This window comes from Streptomonospora mangrovi (assembly GCF_027604915.1).
Lineage (GTDB): Bacteria > Actinomycetota > Actinomycetes > Streptosporangiales > Streptosporangiaceae > Streptomonospora > Streptomonospora mangrovi.
Window position 1 is genome coordinate 18216 of record NZ_JAJAQC010000028.1, and the last position, 16104, is coordinate 34319.

13 protein-coding genes and 1 pseudogene are annotated in these 16104 nt (G+C 74.1%); 9 read left to right on the forward strand and 5 right to left on the reverse strand.

Translation table 11 applies throughout. The features are described 5' to 3' along the window. Nucleotides 1–244: 244 nt before the first annotated feature. Together LG943_RS16690 and LG943_RS16695 are read right to left on the reverse strand one after the other, a co-directional pair. Complete coding sequence (locus LG943_RS16690; protein ID WP_270073215.1) at nucleotides 245–1024, reverse strand: glycerophosphodiester phosphodiesterase; 780 nt, start codon at nucleotides 1022–1024, stop codon at nucleotides 245–247. Beyond that, nucleotides 1021–1821: an IspD/TarI family cytidylyltransferase gene (locus LG943_RS16695; RefSeq protein ID WP_270073216.1), complete on the reverse strand. Its 801-nt coding sequence runs from the start codon at nucleotides 1819–1821 to the stop codon at nucleotides 1021–1023. Before LG943_RS16695 ends, LG943_RS16690 begins: the two co-directional genes overlap by 4 nt. Nucleotides 1822–2221: 400 nt before the next feature. Here LG943_RS16695 and LG943_RS16700 point away from each other — a divergent pair, with 400 nt between their 5' ends. The 8 genes and pseudogenes from LG943_RS16700 (at nucleotide 2222) to LG943_RS16735 (ending at nucleotide 9453) form a co-directional block, all read left to right on the forward strand. After that, nucleotides 2222–3046, forward strand: a complete 825-nt coding sequence (locus LG943_RS16700; RefSeq protein WP_270073217.1) for an ABC transporter permease — start codon at nucleotides 2222–2224, stop codon at nucleotides 3044–3046. 146 nt (nucleotides 3047–3192) lie between these two features. Further along, a pseudogene (locus LG943_RS16705) lies at nucleotides 3193–4026 on the forward strand (ABC transporter ATP-binding protein); the annotation flags it as partial. Nucleotides 4027–4168: 142 nt separating this feature from the next. Continuing rightward, a complete protein-coding gene (locus tag LG943_RS16710) occupies nucleotides 4169–5062 on the forward strand; it encodes a hypothetical protein (RefSeq protein ID WP_270073219.1) in 894 nt (297 codons plus the stop codon). 3 nt (nucleotides 5063–5065) lie between these two features. Continuing rightward, complete coding sequence (locus LG943_RS16715) at nucleotides 5066–5737, forward strand: DUF5941 domain-containing protein (RefSeq protein WP_270073220.1); 672 nt, start codon at nucleotides 5066–5068, stop codon at nucleotides 5735–5737. Between the two features lie 16 nt (nucleotides 5738–5753). Then, on the forward strand, nucleotides 5754–6485 hold the full coding sequence (locus tag LG943_RS16720) for a phosphocholine cytidylyltransferase family protein (protein WP_270073221.1): 732 nt from the start codon (nucleotides 5754–5756) through the stop codon (nucleotides 6483–6485). Nucleotides 6486–6490: 5 nt separating this feature from the next. Beyond that, on the forward strand, nucleotides 6491–7540 hold the full coding sequence (locus LG943_RS16725) for an iron-containing alcohol dehydrogenase family protein (RefSeq protein WP_270073273.1): 1050 nt from the start codon (nucleotides 6491–6493) through the stop codon (nucleotides 7538–7540). After that, nucleotides 7518–8288 carry a CDP-alcohol phosphatidyltransferase family protein gene (locus LG943_RS16730; RefSeq protein WP_270073222.1) on the forward strand — a complete coding sequence of 257 codons (771 nt, stop codon included), beginning with the start codon at nucleotides 7518–7520 and terminating at the stop codon, nucleotides 8286–8288. Before LG943_RS16725 ends, LG943_RS16730 begins: the two co-directional genes overlap by 23 nt. Before the next feature lie 304 nt (nucleotides 8289–8592). Beyond that, entirely contained in the window at nucleotides 8593–9453 is an 861-nt protein-coding gene (locus tag LG943_RS16735) for a glycosyltransferase family 2 protein (RefSeq protein WP_270073223.1), read from the forward strand. 132 nt (nucleotides 9454–9585) lie between these two features. Here LG943_RS16735 and LG943_RS16740 read toward each other — a convergent pair whose 3' ends face one another. The 3 genes from LG943_RS16740 to LG943_RS16750 form a co-directional block, all read right to left on the reverse strand. Beyond that, complete coding sequence (locus tag LG943_RS16740; RefSeq protein WP_270073224.1) at nucleotides 9586–10794, reverse strand: glycosyltransferase family 4 protein; 1209 nt, start codon at nucleotides 10792–10794, stop codon at nucleotides 9586–9588. Between the two features lie 229 nt (nucleotides 10795–11023). Beyond that, the gene (locus LG943_RS16745; RefSeq protein ID WP_270073225.1) at nucleotides 11024–12349 is read right to left on the reverse strand and encodes a nucleotide sugar dehydrogenase; all 1326 of its coding nucleotides are present in this window, start codon (nucleotides 12347–12349) and stop codon (nucleotides 11024–11026) included. A 637-nt stretch (nucleotides 12350–12986) separates the two neighbouring features. Beyond that, nucleotides 12987–14732, reverse strand: a complete 1746-nt coding sequence (locus LG943_RS16750) for a glycosyltransferase family 4 protein (RefSeq protein WP_270073226.1) — start codon at nucleotides 14730–14732, stop codon at nucleotides 12987–12989. Between the two features lie 232 nt (nucleotides 14733–14964). Between LG943_RS16750 and wecB the strand changes: the two genes are divergently transcribed. Further along, nucleotides 14965–16032, forward strand: coding sequence for a non-hydrolyzing UDP-N-acetylglucosamine 2-epimerase (wecB, locus tag LG943_RS16755; protein WP_270073274.1), 1068 nt, complete (start codon nucleotides 14965–14967; stop codon nucleotides 16030–16032). The last annotated feature ends 72 nt before the right edge of the window (nucleotides 16033–16104 follow it).

A 16104-nucleotide genomic window follows, 5' to 3' on the forward strand; every position in this document is an offset into this window, starting at 1 on the left:
GATGCCGCCCGTAGCGAGCGGCGCACTCGCGTGCGCCCCGCGCCAGGCGCGAAGCGCCCCCGCGCGGGGCGCCGGGTAGGGACCAGTGCCGCTCTCGCAAGGCCGAGGAGGGAGTCAGGGTGGTTCCCTGTCGACCGACGAGAACGCAGCGAGAGTGGTACTGGGGCGCCGCGCAGTAGGGCGAGTATCCATAAAACACGCCCTAGCCGGTGACGGCGGCCGCGCGGCGGCGGGCGGTGGGCCCTCACCGCAGGGCGGCGATCGTGCCCGCGACGTCGTCCACCACGACGGCGTCCACCCCCGCCTCGGCGAACCGGGCGGCGTCCACCGGGCCGGGGCACCACGACACCACCTCCAGGCCCGCGCGGTGGGCGACCTCGACGGTGTAGGCGACCTCGCGGCGGCCCGGCCGCGGCTCGTCGCCCGCCAGGCCGAAGGAGCGGGCGTCGATGGCGACCACCGCGCAGCCCAGCCCGGCCGCGCCCGCCACCGCCTGGTCCAGCGGGTTGCGCACGAACGGCATCCACGCGGTGGGCACCCCGGGCGCGTGCGCGTGGACGTGCAGCAGCACCGCCGGGTCGAAGGAGCACACGAACAGCCTGCGGCGGGCGGCCTCGCGGCGCAGCACCGGCACCAGCAGCGCCATGGTGCGCCGGTGCGCGGGGTCCACGGCGTCCTCCATGACCGACTTGACGTCGACGTCCACCCCGACCTCGGGCGGCACCGCCTCCAGCGCCTCCTCCAGGGTGGCCAGGCCCGCCTCGCGGCACGCCGCCGAGGGCAGGTCCACGATCGCGCGGCCGTCGGGCAGGGCGGCGTCGTGGTTGACCACCAGCACGTCGTCGGCGGCGCGGCGCACGTCGACCTCGACCCAGTCCGCGCCGGCCTTGGCCGCCGCCGCGTAGGACTCCGGGGTGTTCTCGCGCAGGCCCTCGACCGTGCCGCGCCCCAGCCCCCGGTGGCCGATCACCTCGGGCGGCGCGGGGAACACCCGGCCGCGCGCCGGCGCGCCCCCGGCCGTCACCGCGCCGCCCCGGCGGCCCCCGCGGCTCCGGCGGTCCCGGCGCGCAGCCGCAGCAGCACCTCGGCGACCTCGACGTCGCCGGGGTGGGTGATCTTGATGTTGGCCTCGTCGCCCTCGACCACCCGGACCTCCTCGCCGGGCAGGTAGCGCAGCACCACGCCGCAGTCGTCGGTGGCCACCAGGGCGGGGTCGGCCAGCGCGCGCTCGTAGGCCCGGCGCAGCACGCCCAGGCGGAACCCCTGCGGGGTCTGCATGCGGCGCAGCGACGCCCGGGGCGGCACGGCCCGCAGCATCTCGGTGCCGCCGGGCCCGGCCGCGACCTCGACCACGGTGTCGCCCGAGGGCACCGCCACCCCCACCGCGCCGGCGGTGGCCAGCGCCGCCACGCAGCCGCTGATGACCGCGCCGCTGACCAGCGGGCGCGCGGCGTCGTGCAGCAGCAGAAGATCGGAGTCGCGGCGGTGGGCCACGGCGGCGAGCGCCGCCGCGGAGGTGGCGGTGCGGGTGGCCCCGCCCGGCAGCACCGCCGACACCTTGGCGAGGTCGGCCCCGGCGACGATCCGCTCGGCCTCGGCCAAGTGGTCGCCCACCATCAGCACGACCACGTCGTCGACCTCGGGCGCCGCGCATAACGCCGCCACCGCGTGCTCCAGCACGGTGCGCCCGGCCAGCGGCAGCAGTTGCTTGGGCCGGCCGCCGCCCATGCGCGCGCCCACCCCGCCCGCCAGCACCGCGGCGGTGACGTGCGGGCGGTCCGCCCCGGCCGCACCGCCCGGCGCGGACTCCTCAACCTGCATCGACTCCCCTTCTCCGCGTGGTCGATAGCCGAGGTTAGCGGACCCGCGCCGGGCGCCGCCGGTGTCCGGCGAGAACGCCCGCTCCACCGGCCCGGCCGAGCGGCCCGGGCCGCGCACCCGCACGGGGTAGGCTGAGGCGCGCCCGGCGGGAGCCGGGGCGGGCCGCGCGCAGCCGGCGCGGTCGCACGGGGCGCAAACCCCGGCCGCTCCCTGAGGCGCCGGCCGCCCGGCGCACACGCCCCCGCGCGTGCCACCGCACACCGTCCCGCCGCCCGCGCACACCCCGCCGCCCCCCGCATTCGCCGCACCGCGCCCGGCCACCGCCGGCCGCGCGCGCGGGCGCCCGCCGAGGGGCGCGGGCGCGCGACCCCCGTCCGATCCGCTCCACGAGGAGGTGGCGGTGCCGTCAAGGGCGCTGGCCGTCTGGCAGAACCGGCAGGTCGTGAGCCTCCTGGTCAGGCGCGACCTCAAGGTCAAGTACCAGAAGTCGATCCTGGGCTACGCGTGGTCCATGCTGGAGCCGCTGGCCATGGCCGGGGTCTACTTCTTCGTCTTCGGCCTCATCTTCAACAGCAACCGGGGGGTGCCCGGCGGCGACGACGCCCCCGGCGGCTACCTGCTGTTCCTCATCTCGGGCCTGCTGCCGTGGCTGTGGTTCTCGCAGTCGCTGAGCCAGGCGCCCAACGCGCTGATCACCCACGCCAAGCTCATCACCACGATGAAGGTGCCCCGGGAGATCTTCCCGATCGAGGTGGTGGCCGCGAAGTTCGTGGACTACCTCTTCACCTGGCCGGTGCTGCTGCTGTTCGTGTTCGCCCTGGGCGGGCGCACCAGCGCCGAGGGGCTGCTGCTGTGGCTGCCGCTGGCCATCGCGGTCCAGCTCGTGTTCTCGCTGGGCATGACGCTGCTGCTGGCCTCGGTCAACGTGCTGGTCCGCGACATCGAGCGGGTCGTGCGTATCCTGAACCGGGTGCTGTTCTACGCGTCGGCCATCATCATCCCGTCGTCCCTGGTCCTGGAGTCCGACTTCCCCGACTGGTTCGTCACGCTCTACCAGCTCAACCCGCTGCTGGGTATCTTCAAGATGCACCACGCGGTGTGGTACCCGGCCGACGCGCCCAACGCCCTGATCCTGAGCACGAGCATCGGGGGCGCGCTCGTCCTGCTCGTCGCCGGATACCTGACCTTCCGGCGCCTGGAGACTTCCGTCCTGAAGGAGCTGTAATGGCGGAGCCGGTCATCGAGGCCACGGGGCTCGGCATCAAGTTCGCGATGAACCGCAAGCGCCGGCGCAGCCTGCGCGAGATGCTGATCCACGGGACCAAGCGCGACCCCAACGCCTCCGGCGCCGAGTTCTGGCCGCTGCGCGACGTCTCCTTCTCCATCCAGCAGGGCGAGTGCGTCGGCATCGTCGGCAAGAACGGCACCGGCAAGTCCACCCTCCTCAAACTCATCGCGGGCGTGCTCATCCCCGACGAGGGCACGGTGGAGGTCCGCGGCAAGGTCGCGCCGCTGCTGGAGCTGCGGGCCGGGTTCAACGGCCAGCTCACCGGCCGCGAGAACATCTACCTGGTGGGGTCGCTGCACGGCATGAGCCAGCAGACCATCGACGAGCGCTTCGACGAGATCGTGGAGTTCGCCAACCTCCGCGAGGGCTACATCGACATGCCCGTGCGGCACTACTCCAGCGGCATGAAGGTCCGGCTCGGCTTCGCGCTGATCTCCCAACTGGAGCACCCCATCATGCTGGTGGACGAGGTGCTGGCGGTGGGCGACCGCGCGTTCAAGCGCAAGTGCTACCGCGCCATCAGCCGGATGCTGGAGGACGACCGCACCATGGTCCTGGTCTCCCACAGCGAGAACGACCTGCGCCGGTTCTGCACCCGCGGGCTGTACATGAAGGACGGCCGGCTGGTGCTCGACGCCGACATCGACACCGCGCTGGCGGCCTACCAGGCCGACGCCCAGGCCGAGCAGGAGGCGCAGCAGGCCAAGCGCGCCGCCAAGGAGGCCAAGGGGTCCCCGGCGGCCACGGACGCCGGCGGCGCCGAGGAGTCCACGGACACCGGGGCTCCCACGGAGGCCGGCGCCGGCACCGCCGAGGCCGCCGCCGACCCCGCCGCCGACCCCGCCGCCCCCGAGGGCGGCACCGGCCCCGCCGGCGGCGACCGCACCACCGGCCGCGGTGACGACCGCGCCGCCTGACCCGCGCCGCCCCGGCGGCGCGGACCCCCACGGCCGCGCCATGCGCGGCCCCCGGTTGGGCCATATGGGGTGTGCCGGTGGTTGCCAGGACCACCCCCTCGGGTAGACGGTGAACGCACGCGCGCACGGGAGGGGCACGGCTGTGTCTGACGTCGACGCGCGCACCGGCGGCAAGGGCGCACGGCGGCCCTGGTCAGTGGCGCGCCGGCTGCGCGAATACCAGGTCGGTCCCACCGGCATGTCCCAGATCGGGCTGCTGCTGGCCGTGGCGGCCGCCGTCTGGTTCACCGACTCCGGGGTGCGCGGCGCGGTCATCGGGTCGCTGCTGCTGGCCCTGGTGCTGTGCACCGACCCCCTCGCCGAGCGGCTGCGGGGCGACCGCCCCGACCGCCTGGACCTGTGGCTGTCGCTCATGCTGTTCCGGCTGCGCGAGTACGTCGTCTACGCCGGACTGGCGGTGGGCGGCGCGCTCGCGGGCGTGCCCGACGCCTGGGCGTGGGCGGCGGGCGCGCTGATCGCCCAGGCGTTGCAGGACGCGGTCGCCGCCGCGCGCGGCGCCCGCGCGGGCGAGCCCGAGTGGGCGCCCGGCCCCGACGGGGGCACGCCCATCGACGCGGTGGACCCCAGCCGCGACGTGGCCGACCGCTCGCCCAGCGACCCCTCGCTCACCGACGAACTGCTGGGCGCCGGCGGGCGGGCCGACGCGTCCGCCGGCCCGGCGCCCGCCGCCGGCACCGCCACCGCCACCGAGCCCGCTCCCGGCGCCGCCGGCACGGAGACCGCCGCCGGCACGCGCGCCGGCACCGGCCCCGACACCGGTCCCGCGCCCGCCGCCCGCGCCCGGCGCGGGATCCCGGTGGTGCCGCCGCCGGTGCGCGCGGTCCTGGCCTTCCCGCAGATCGCCCGGTTCGCGGTTGTCGCGCTGACGATAACGATTTGGGACGCGCGCGTGACGTTCGTCGCACTGATCGTCGGGTGTGCGCTGGCGACCGCCGCCGAACTGGTAGAGACCACCACCCCGGACACCGCGAGGTAACCTATGGGCGCGTCCCCTCGTCCGCCGGCCCGTTCAGGCCCCGATCTGCGGTTTCTGCGCGACGACGGCCACCTGAGCACCGCCCTGGGCCGGCTGGCCGCCGGCGGGCTGCCGCCGCTGCTGCCCGCTGTGGCCGGGGCGCTGGTGGTGGGGGTGCTGCTGGTGGCGGGGCTCAACCGGCTGTCAGGCATTACCCTGTTCGCACCGGTGGCCGCGCTGCTGCTCTCCGGAGTCGCCTCGGGGCACCCGCACGACGGGCGCTTCGACCGGCTGGTGCCGCCGATCCTCCGCGCGACCGAGTATCTTTATCTGCTCGCGCTCGGCTACGGATCCGGTGTGCCCGAGCCCCTGGTGTTCGCGCTGGTGGCCGTGGTCGTCCTGCACCACGCCGACGCCGTCCACCGCACGCGCTGCGGTGTGCGCCCCCCGGCCTGGCTCATGCGGGCCATGCTCGGCTGGGACGGCCGGATGTTGGTCACGGCCGTCGGCGGCGCACTAGGTTGGCTGCCGTTCACCTACGGTGTACTTGCGGGTTACCTCGCGGTCCTCCTCGTGTGGGAGGCCGCGACCGGCTGGCTGGCGACCCCCGTCGCCGAGGCAGCGGCTCCGGACACCCCCGAGGAGCCGGAGACCCCGCGCAACGACACGGGAGGCGTGAACGCCTCCACTGGCTAAGGAGGAGCACGCCCACATGCTCGGTATGGTTCTTGCCGCCGGAGCGGGCCGCAGACTGCGCCCATACACCGACACCCTGCCCAAGGCCCTGGTGCCGGTCGATGGTGAGACCACCATCATGGACATCTCGCTGCGCAACCTGGCCGCGGCCGGGCTCACCGACGTCGTGGTCGTCGTGGGCTACCGGGCCGAGGCCGTGGAGCAGCGCAAGGAGGCCCTGGAGCAGCGGCACGGAGTGAAGATCACCCTCGTGTACAACGACAAGGCCGAGGAGTGGAACAACGCCTACTCCCTGTGGACGGCGCGCGAGTACTTCTCCGAAGGCGTCCTCCTCGTCAACGGCGACACCGTGCACCCGGTGAGCGTCGAGGAGACCCTACTCGCGGCGCGCGGTCCCGAACTCCTCCTCGCGGTGGACACGGTCAAAACTCTGGCCGACGAGGAGATGAAGGTGATCCTGGACGGCTCGGGCCACCTCAGCCGCATCACCAAGCTGATGGACCCGGCCGAGGCCGCCGGCGAGTACATCGGCGCCACCCTCATCGAGGGCGCCCTGGCCGGCCGGCTCGCCGACGCGCTCAAGGCCACCTGGGAGCGCGACCCCCAGCTCTACTACGAGGACGGCTACCAGGAGCTGGTCAACCGCGGCGGCAAGGTCGCGGTGGCCCCCATCGGCACCGTCGACTGGGTCGAGGTCGACAACCACGACGACCTCGCCCGAGCCCGGGAGATCGCATGCCGCTACTAGCCCGGATGCTCGCCGCGCCCCTGGCAATCGACGTCCGCCGGGGCGCCATCGGCTCGCTGGGCACCGTGCTCGCCGACCGCCGCATCGCCAACGAGGGCCGCATCGCCGTGGCGGTCGGCCCCGGGCAGGGCTCCCAGATCGCCGCCGACCTCGACCTGCCGCACTGCGAGGTGTTCAAGGTCGAGGGCGGCAGCGTGGACGTCGCCACCGAGCTGGGCAAGAAGCTGCGCTCGGGCGCCTATGAGGCCGTGGCCGGGATCGGCGGCGGCAAGACCATCGACGTCACCAAGTACGCCGCCTCCATGGCCGGTATCCCGATGGTCGCCGTGGCCACCAACCTCTCCCACGACGGCATCGCCTCGCCGGTCAGCTCCCTGGAGCACGAGAGCGGCAAGGGCTCCTACGGCGTCACCATGCCGGTGGCGGTCGTGGTCGACGTCGACTACGTGCGCGCCGCGCCGCAGCGGCTGGTGCGCTCGGGGATCGGCGACGCCGTGAGCAACCTCTCGGCCATCGCCGACTGGGAGCTGGCAGGCCGCGAGCAGGGCGAACCGGTCGACGGCATGTCGGTGACCTTCGCCCGCGTGGCGGCCGAGGCCATCCTCAACCGGCAGGACTCCGTGGACTCCCAGGACTTCCTCACCGCGCTGGCCGAGGCGCTGGTGCTGTCGGGCATGGCGATGTCGGTGGCCGGCTCCAGCCGCCCCGCCAGCGGCGCCTGCCACGAGGTGCTGCACGCCATCGACCAGCTCTACCCCGGCACCAGCAACCACGGGGAGCTGGCGGGAATCGGCGCGCTCTACGCCTACTTCCTGCGCAGCCGCTACCAGGGCGAGGGGGAGTCCCGCCTGGAGGACATCCGCGCCTGCCTGCTGCGCCACGGCCTGCCGGTCGTGCCCGCCGACATCGGCCTGGACGAGGACCAGTTCGCCCGCGCGGTGGCCCACGCCCCCTCCACGCGCCCGGGACGCTACACCGTCCTGGAGCACCTTGCCCTGTCGGACGACGAGATCAGGCGGAGCGTCGGTGAGTATGCCAAGACCGTCGGTCGCTGAGGTCCGCGCCGGAGGCCAGCCCGAGGGCGTCAAGGAGCGCGTCAACGAGGAGCACTGGGCCGGCCGCCTCTACATGCGCGACATCTCCCCCTACCTCAGCACCCTGTTCGTGCGCCTGGGCGTGCCGCCCAACCCCATCACCTACCTGATGATGGCGTGCGGCGTGCTGGCCGGCGTGGTGCTGGCGTTCGGCGGGCTGTGGTCGGCGCTGGTGGCGCTGCTGCTGGTGCAGGTGTACCTGCTGCTGGACTGCTCCGACGGCGAGGTCGCCCGCTTCACCGGCCGCACCAGCACCGCCGGGATCTACCTCGACCGCATCGGCCACTACCTGGCCGAGATCGCGCTGCTGATCGGCCTGGGCCTGCGCGCCCAGAACGAGTTCGCCGCCGGCAACTGGGTGGTCGCCGGCATGGCCGCCGCCCTGGGCGCCGCGCTGATCAAGGTCGAGACCGACAACGTGGTGGTGGCCCGCGCCAAGGCCGGCCTGCCCGAGAAGGTCGCCGACGCCGCGCTCCAGCCGCGCTCGGCCGGCCTGGGCCTGGCGCGCCGGGCCGCCGCGGCGCTGCGGTTCCACCGGGTCATCCAGGCGGTGGAGCTGTCGCTGCTGGTGGCGGCGGTGGCCGTGGTCGACGCCGTGCGCGGCGACCTGCTGGCCACCCGGGCGCTGATGGCGGTGTGCGTGGCCGTCGCCGCGCTCCAGGCGGTGCTGCATCTGGTCAGCGTGCTGGCCTCGCGCCGGCTGGAGTAGCCGCCGGGCGCGGTGCCGCCCCCGGCCGGGGGCGCCGGGCGCGGGGGGTGTGTGCGGTGAATCACGCCGCGAGCCCCTATGCTTTATTTCTTCGTTAGGCCATTCATGCGATGGTTAACTTGAGTACACCTGTCATCCACGTCCACGAACGGTGCCTATGACCAGCCCAGCTCTCTCCGGCCTTCCGCCGACCGAGCCGCGGGAGGCCGCGCGTCGGCCGGTTGGCTCTGTCGGCACGTCGGACCAGACCTCCGCCACCGCCACCCTCCCAGACGACGGCACCGGGCGCGGAGGTGCGCAGCGAATGAAGATCACCTGCGTCCTCCTGACCATGGGCGACCGCCCGGCCGAACTCCGCCGCGCCATCGACAGCGTGCGCGAGCAGCGCGACGCCGACATCGAACTGGTCGTGGTCAGCAACGGCTGCAAGCTCCCCCCGCTGCCCGACGACGTCATCACGGTCCAGTTGCCCGAGAACGTCGGCATCCCCGAGGGCCGCAACCACGGCGTCAAGGCCGGCACCGGCGACATCATCCTGTTCCTGGACGACGACGGCTGGTACCGCTCGCCCGAGGTCGCCCGCCACATCAGCGCCCGGTTCGCCGACGACCCCCGGCTCGGCGCGATCTCGCTGCGCATCGCCGACCCCGACGGCGGCCCCGACCAGCGGCGGCACGTCCCGCGCCTGCGCGTGGGCGACCCCCACCGCTCCAGCCGCGTCACCACCTTCCTGGGCGGCGCCAGCGCGGTGCGGCGCAGCGCCTTCGAGAAGTGCGGCGGCCTGCCCGGCGACTTCTTCTACGCCCACGAGGAAACCGACCTCGCCTGGCGCATCATGGACGCCGGCTACCACATCGAGTACGACGCCGACGCCGTCATGTACCACCCGGCCGTGCCGCCCACCCGCCACACCGAGTTCTACCGGCTCAACGCCCGCAACCGGGTGTGGCTGGCCCGCCGCAACCTCCCGTGGCCGCTGGCGCTGGTCTACCTGGCCGACTGGGTGGCGATCACCCTGCTGCGCGAGCGCCGCTCGCGCGCGGCCCTGGCGGCGTGGTTCCGCGGGTTCCGCGAGGGCTGGCGCGAGGACTGCGGTCCGCGCACCCCCATCAAGTGGTCCACCGCCTGGCGCATGGCCCTGGCCGGCCGACCGCCCATCATCTGACGCCCGGCCGCCGCCCGGCGCCCTCGCAGGGGGCCTGAGCCGCGCGCGGCTCCAGACACACCGCAGACGCCGAAGGGGCGTGCCCGGTTGGGCACGCCCCTTCGGCGTTCACGCGTTCAGCGCGGCGGCGGCCTACAGCGGCAGCCGCTTGGCGGCCTCGCCGGCGGGCGCCACGGCCTCCAGCGGCGCCGGGGCCTGCACCGGCAGCGGGAGGGTGTCGGGGGTGGAGGGGCGCGGCCCTCCGGCCGGAGCCGCCGCGGCGGCCCACTCCTCCAACTGCCGCACGAACAGCTCCGCCTGCACCGGCCAGTGGTAGGAGGTGCGCGCGATCCGGTGGCCGGTGGCGGCCTGGCGGTTGCGCAGGTCGGGGTCGGAGCGCAGCCGCAGCGCGGCGTCGGCCGCCGCGGCGGCGTCGCCGAAGGGCACCACCAGGCCGCAGTCGCCCTCGGGGCGCTGGGTCACCAGCGAGACCGCCGCCGGGTTGGGCGTGGTGATGACCGGCAGGCCGTGGGCCATGTACTCCACGACCTTGGTCGGCAGCGAGCTGCGGTAGTTGGGGGTGTCCTGGAGCAGGCAGATGCCCGCCAGCGCGCCGCTGACCATGCGCAGCGCCTGGTCGTTGGGCACGAACCCGTACCAGTGGATGGCCTCTTCGAGCTGGGCCTCGCGCAGCATCGGCCGGATGCTGGGGTCGGCGGCGCCGATCACCTCGACCCGCACGCCGTGGGGGCGCAGCCGGCGGCCCATCTCGACGAGTTCGTGGGCGCCGCGCGCGGCCGAGAGGTGGCCGAGGTAGACGACCCGGTCGGTGCCGGGCGCGCGCTCGGGGCGGTCGGGCACGTAGGTGGTGTTGGGCACCACCGGGTGCGGCAGCGCGAAGCGGCCCCGGTAGCCCTCCTCGGCGAGGATGAGGTGCATGTGCTGCTCGGCGTGGCGCTCGAACCCGCGCACCACCGGGCCCAGCGGGCGGCGCAGCGGCCGGGGCATCCACGGCTTGGTGAGCAGGGCGGCGGCAGCGTCCTCGTGGACGTCCCACACGGTCACCGGGCGCCGGCGCGGCAGCGCCAGCAGGAGTTCGGGGTCGTGGAAGAGGAGGAGGTCGGCGTCGGGGGCGTGGCGGGCCAGCGCGGCGCGGGCCGCGCGCAGCGAGCCGGCGCGGCGGCGCCCGGCGGCGCGCGGGACGTCGACGGGGGTCAGCTCCTGCCACGGGGTGACGCCCCGGTCGGCGAAGGGCGCGATGTAGGTCACGCGGTGCCCGGCGTCGAGCAGGGCGCGGATCTGGCGGTGCAGGATGCGCGCGTCCTCTGGATGGTGGACCACCGTGGCCACGAGAGCGTGCATATGCGAGTTCACCACTTCCGAACGCCGGTATGGGCTGGCGGTTCTCCCTCAGGTGGAGACATCTGCCCTGTTTGTCACGCTAGCCGCGTAGGGGAACAACAGGTGAAAACCGAAGTGACGCCGAGTGGGGTACCGGGTGAACCCGGTATGCGGCTGGTCCGGCCCGCCGGCCGCCGCGCGCTGCGGCGGCCGGCGCAGGTGTCCCTGATGTCGCTGATGTGCCTGAAGATTACAGGACTTGGATTCCGTCCCGTTCGATGACCGCCGTTGTACGCCGGTTGTCGCCCGCCGACTGGGGGTCGAGCCGGCGCAGCACGCCCCGGGTGTCCAGCAGCATGCGCGCGTTCTCGGTCAGCAGCTTGGGGGTGTAGGCGCTGTGGTCGGTCAGCAGGATGGTGAGGTCGGCCTCGGCCATGGCCTGCTCCAGGTCGGCCGCGCGCGGCAGCGGCTCGCCGTTGAGGCTCCACTCCTCGACGTGGGGGTCGTGGTAGGTGAGCGTGGCGCCCTTCTCGGCGAGCTTGCGGGCGACCGGGCGGGCCGGCGACTCCCGCTGGTCGGCGATGTCGGCCTTGTAGGTGACGCCCAGCAGCAGCACGCGCGAGCGCGACAGCGCCAGCCCGGCGTCGTTGAGCATCTCCTGGGCGCGCTGGAGCACGTAGCTGGGCATGCGGGCGTTGATCTCCTGGGCCAGCTCCACGAACCGGAACGGGTAGCCCAGGGTCTTGACCTTGTAGGACAGGTAGTTGGGGTCGATGGGGATGCAGTGGCCGCCCACGCCCGGACCCGGGTAGAACGCCTGGAACCCGAACGGCTTGGTGGCGGCGCAGGCGATGGCGTCCCACAGGTCGACGCCCATCTCCTGGCAGAAGATGGCCATCTCGTTGACCAGCGCGATGTTGACGTGCCGGTAGGTGTTCTCCAGCAGCTTGGCCATCTCGGCCTCGCGGGTGCCGCGGGCGCGCACCACGTTCTCGATGAACCGGCCGTAGAAGGCGGCGGCGACCTCGCCGCAGGCCTCGGTCAGGCCGCCCACGACCTTGGGGGTGTTGGCCACGCCGAAGGTGGCGTTGCCCGGGTCGATGCGCTCGGGGGAGAAGGCGAGGTGGAAGTCGGCGCCGGCGACCAGGCCGGACTCCTCCAGCAGCGGGCGGATGACCTCTTCGGTGGTGCCCGGGTAGGTGGTGGACTCCAGCACGACGAGGGTGCCCGGCGACAGGTGGGCCGCGATGGAGCGGGCCGCGCCGGTGACGGCGCCGAGGTCGGGCCCGCCCTCGGCCGACAGCGGGGTGGGCACGCAGATGACGACGTTGCGCGCGCCGGCGATCACCGAGGGGTCGGTGGTGGCGGTGAACCCGCCCTCACGCATCTCGGCGATGTCGGCGGAGTCGAGGTCGTCGACGTGCGAACGTCCGGCGTTCAGCCCCTCGACGACCGGGGCGCTGACGTCAAGGCCCGTCACGGTGAGTCCGGAACGGGTGGCCTGGTGGGCCAGCGGCAGGCCGACGTAGCCCAGGCCGATGACGACCAGGTCCGGGGTTGAGGTAGCGACGTCCACTGGGGTCACCCTCGCCTTCATTGCTTCTCGGGTGGGAAATCAGGTGTCGAGGACAGCCATTGCGAGAACTGGACGCGTGAGCGCCGTTCGGCGTTGGCACGCCCGGCGTGTCTGGTGTGCACCGGTTCGGCATCGATTCGGACGCCGCCCGCCGCGATGCCGCACGGGGCGTGGAGCCGGTGGTGGGCGCGCGCGATCCGGCCGCGATGGCGCCCCAACCGTTGAACACCCGCAGGGGCGCACGCCTCTTGCTGATTTCCGACTGTAAATCAGCGTTTCGGCCGGACCCGGCGGAAACTCCCACTCGTTCGGAGGAATTTACCCCGGAGTCACCCAAGATTCCGCCGTTGAACGCCGTGTGTAGACATCGCCGCAACCCGGCCCGGATCGGGTACCGCTCCGGGCGGCCGCGGGAGCGGTCAGTGGATCCCATACCGTGACGAACAGGTACACATTACCGCTCGCCCGACCCGTCCGGCGCGCGGGCGGGGTCTTCACCGGTCGGCCGCGGCGCACCGCCACTCCACGCGCGCCCGCGCGCACGGGGCGCGCGGGCGCGGGCGGGTGGGAAGCGGTCGGAATCCGGCGGTCCGGCGGGAGCGCGGGGAAGTGCGGGGGAGTGCGGGCGGCCCGGGGGTCAGCCCCCCAGCCCCCGCAGGCGGCCGTAGGCGGCGATGTAGCGGTGCGCGGCGGCCTCCCAGGTGCGGTCGCGGCCCACGCGCTCGCGCGCGGCCCGGCCGTAGGCCCGCCGGGTGTCGGGGTCGGCGGCCAGCTTCTCCAGGCACTCCGCCAGCGCGTCGGGGCGCCCCGGCGGCACGAGTTCGCCCGTGGTGCCGGGCTCCACGATCTCGCGCAGCGCCTCCAGGTCGCCGGCCACCACCGGCAGGCCCCCGGCCATCGCCTCCACCGGCTTGAGCGGGGTGACCAGGCGGCTCACCCGCTCGTCGCGGCGCGGCACCGCGAACACGTCCAGCGCCGCGTGGTAGCGGCGCACCTCGGCGGCCGGCACCCGGCCGGGGAAGTGCGCGGCGCCCTCCAGCCCGGCCTCGGCGGCGCGCTCGCGCAGCGCGCCCAGCTCCGGGCCGTCGCCCACGATCAGCGCGTGGGCGGCCACCCCGCGCCGGCGCAGTTCGGCCACGGCGTCGACCAGGGTGTCCAGGCCCTCGTAGCTGTAGCAGCTCGTGGTGGTGCCGACCACGAAGTCGTCAGCGCCGATGCCCAGTTCGCGGCGCAGGCCGGCGGCGTCGGGCAGCGGCTCCAGGAACGCCTCGTCCACCGCGTTGGGTACCACGACGACCTTGGCCGCATCGACCCCGCGCCCCACGATCTCGGCGCGCATGGTCTCGCCCAGGGTCACCACCAGGTCGGCGGCGTGCATGCAGGCGGTCTCGCGCGCCCGCTCGGTGGTGTAGAAGGCGTCCTCGACGCTGCGGGAGGGGTCGCGCGAGAGCCAGGACTCCTCCAGGAACCCGCGGACCTCGTAGACCACCGGCAGGTCCAGGAGCCGGCCCAGCTCCAGCGCCACCCGGGCGTTGCCGTGGTTGCTGGCGGCGTGCAGCACGTCGGGCGCCAGGCGCCGCACCAGCGGCAGCGCCAGGCGCACCCCGGCGCGCAGCTCGGCGGCGTCGTCGGCGGGCGCGGTCCAGGGCAGCAGCCGGTGGTAGGGGACGCCGTCGACCTCCACGCGTGCGCGGGTGTCGGGGATCCCCTTGGTCAGCGGGTAGCCCACCCGCGTGACGACGTGGGGGTCCAGCCCGGCGGCGCGCTGGCCCAGGGCGATGCGGTGGGTGCGCTGGGTGTAGCCGGCGTTGGTGTGCGGCAGGGCGTTGGTGACCAGGTGCAGGACACGGTGGACAGTGCGGCCGGGGCGGTCGGTATCGGTCGATACCCGATCGTTCATCGCGTCGTGGTGTCGCGTTCCCTCCTCCGGCGCTACCGTGGGAGGGTGCGACTGGCTGCCCGCCGGGGCCGCCGCGTGCTCGCGCACGGCTCGTCCCGTGGTCAGCGCCAGTCGGTGCGCCAGTCCGGCCCTGCGCCTGTCCTCGGGCAGTCTCCCGATAAGCTCCTCGGCGACCTCGGGCCGCTCGACCGCAAGTGCGAACGCGGTCAGTCGGGCGAGGCGACGAGGGGAGGCTCCATGAGCGGCGCCGCGGACCGTGTCGACCGCCTCCGCGCGGCGACCCGCGTCCCACAGGGCGTAGGCCCGGGGCAGCGCACCGGTGCGGCCCATGGCGCTGCGCGCACCCGCCCGTACCCGGTCCGGCAGCAGCCGGAGCGCCAGCAGCGGCAGCCGGGCGGGCTCGTCGCGAAGATGCCGCAAGGTCAGAGTCGCGGTAAAGGAAGCCGCTTTCACGATGTTGCGCACGGTGGGGTATCCAACCATGTCGGGATGATCCGCCGGTGACGCCTCGGCGTCGAGCACGGTCGTGAATCGTCGAACGTCGTTCTTTGAGGGGAACATGATGTCATCAGCACCGGCCGACCGTTCGGACAGCGGCCGAGTCAGCGGAGCCGCCGATGCCGATGGCGCACGGACCGACCGCTCCCAGGGCGCGGTGCGCGCGGGCCAGGCCCCCGCTCCAGCCTACGGCGGCTACGCCGCGGCCGGGGAGGTCGTGCACATCGTCGGCGCGCGCCCGAACTTCGTCAAGGCGGCGCCGGTCGTGGCGGCCCTGGCCAAGCGCGACGTCCGCCAGTCGGTGGTGCACACCGGCCAGCACTACGACGACCGCATGTCGGCGGTGTTCTTCCGCGAGCTGGGCCTGCCCCGCCCCGACGTCGACCTGGGTGTGGGGTCGGGCTCCCACGCCGAGCAGACCGCGGCGCTGATGGTCGGCCTGGAGCGAGAGTTCATCTCCCGTTCACCGGGCCTGGTCGTGGTCTACGGCGACGTCAACTCCACGCTCGCCGCCGGGCTGGTCGCCGCCAAGCTGCACATCCCCGTCGCCCACGTCGAGGCCGGGCTGCGCTCCTTCGACTGGACGATGCCCGAGGAGGTCAACCGCCGCGTCACCGACCAGCTCTCCGACATCCTCTTCGCCACCAGCCCCGAGGCGGTCGGCCACCTCGCCGCCGAGGGCGTGGCCGTGGACCGGGTGCACTTCGTCGGCAACCCGATGATCGACACCCTGCTGGGCAACATCGACCGCTTCGACACCGACGCCCTGCGCTCCCGCGTGGAGCTGCCGGAGTCCTACGTGGCGGCCACCCTGCACCGCCCGGCCAACGTCGACGACCCCGAGGTCGTCGCCCGGCTGGTGGCGCGGCTGCACGAGGTCGCCGACCAGATCGACGTCGTCATGCCGGTGCACCCGCGCGGCCGGGCCGCGCTCACCGCCGCCGGGCTCGCCGAGCACCCGCGCATGCACCTGCTGGAGCCCCTGGGCTACATCGACTTCGTGACCCTGGTGCGCGCCTCCACCGCCGTGGTCACCGACTCCGGCGGCGTGCAGGAGGAGACCACCATCCTGCGGGTGCCGTGCCTCACCCTGCGCCCCAACACCGAGCGCCCGGTTACGATCACCCATGGCAGCAACCGGCTCGTCGTCGACTCCGAGCTTCCCGGCCTGGTCTCCAAGCTCCTGGCGGGCGAGCGCCTGGGCGCGAGCGCGGTCGCCGACGTGCCCCCGCTGTGGGACGGCCACGCCGGCGAGCGCATCGCCACCATCCTGGCGGACCGGTGAGCGCAGGGCCGGGCGGCGCGCGTCCGCCGCGGCACGTGACCGGATCCCTCAACCTCGCAAGGCAGGAAGTAT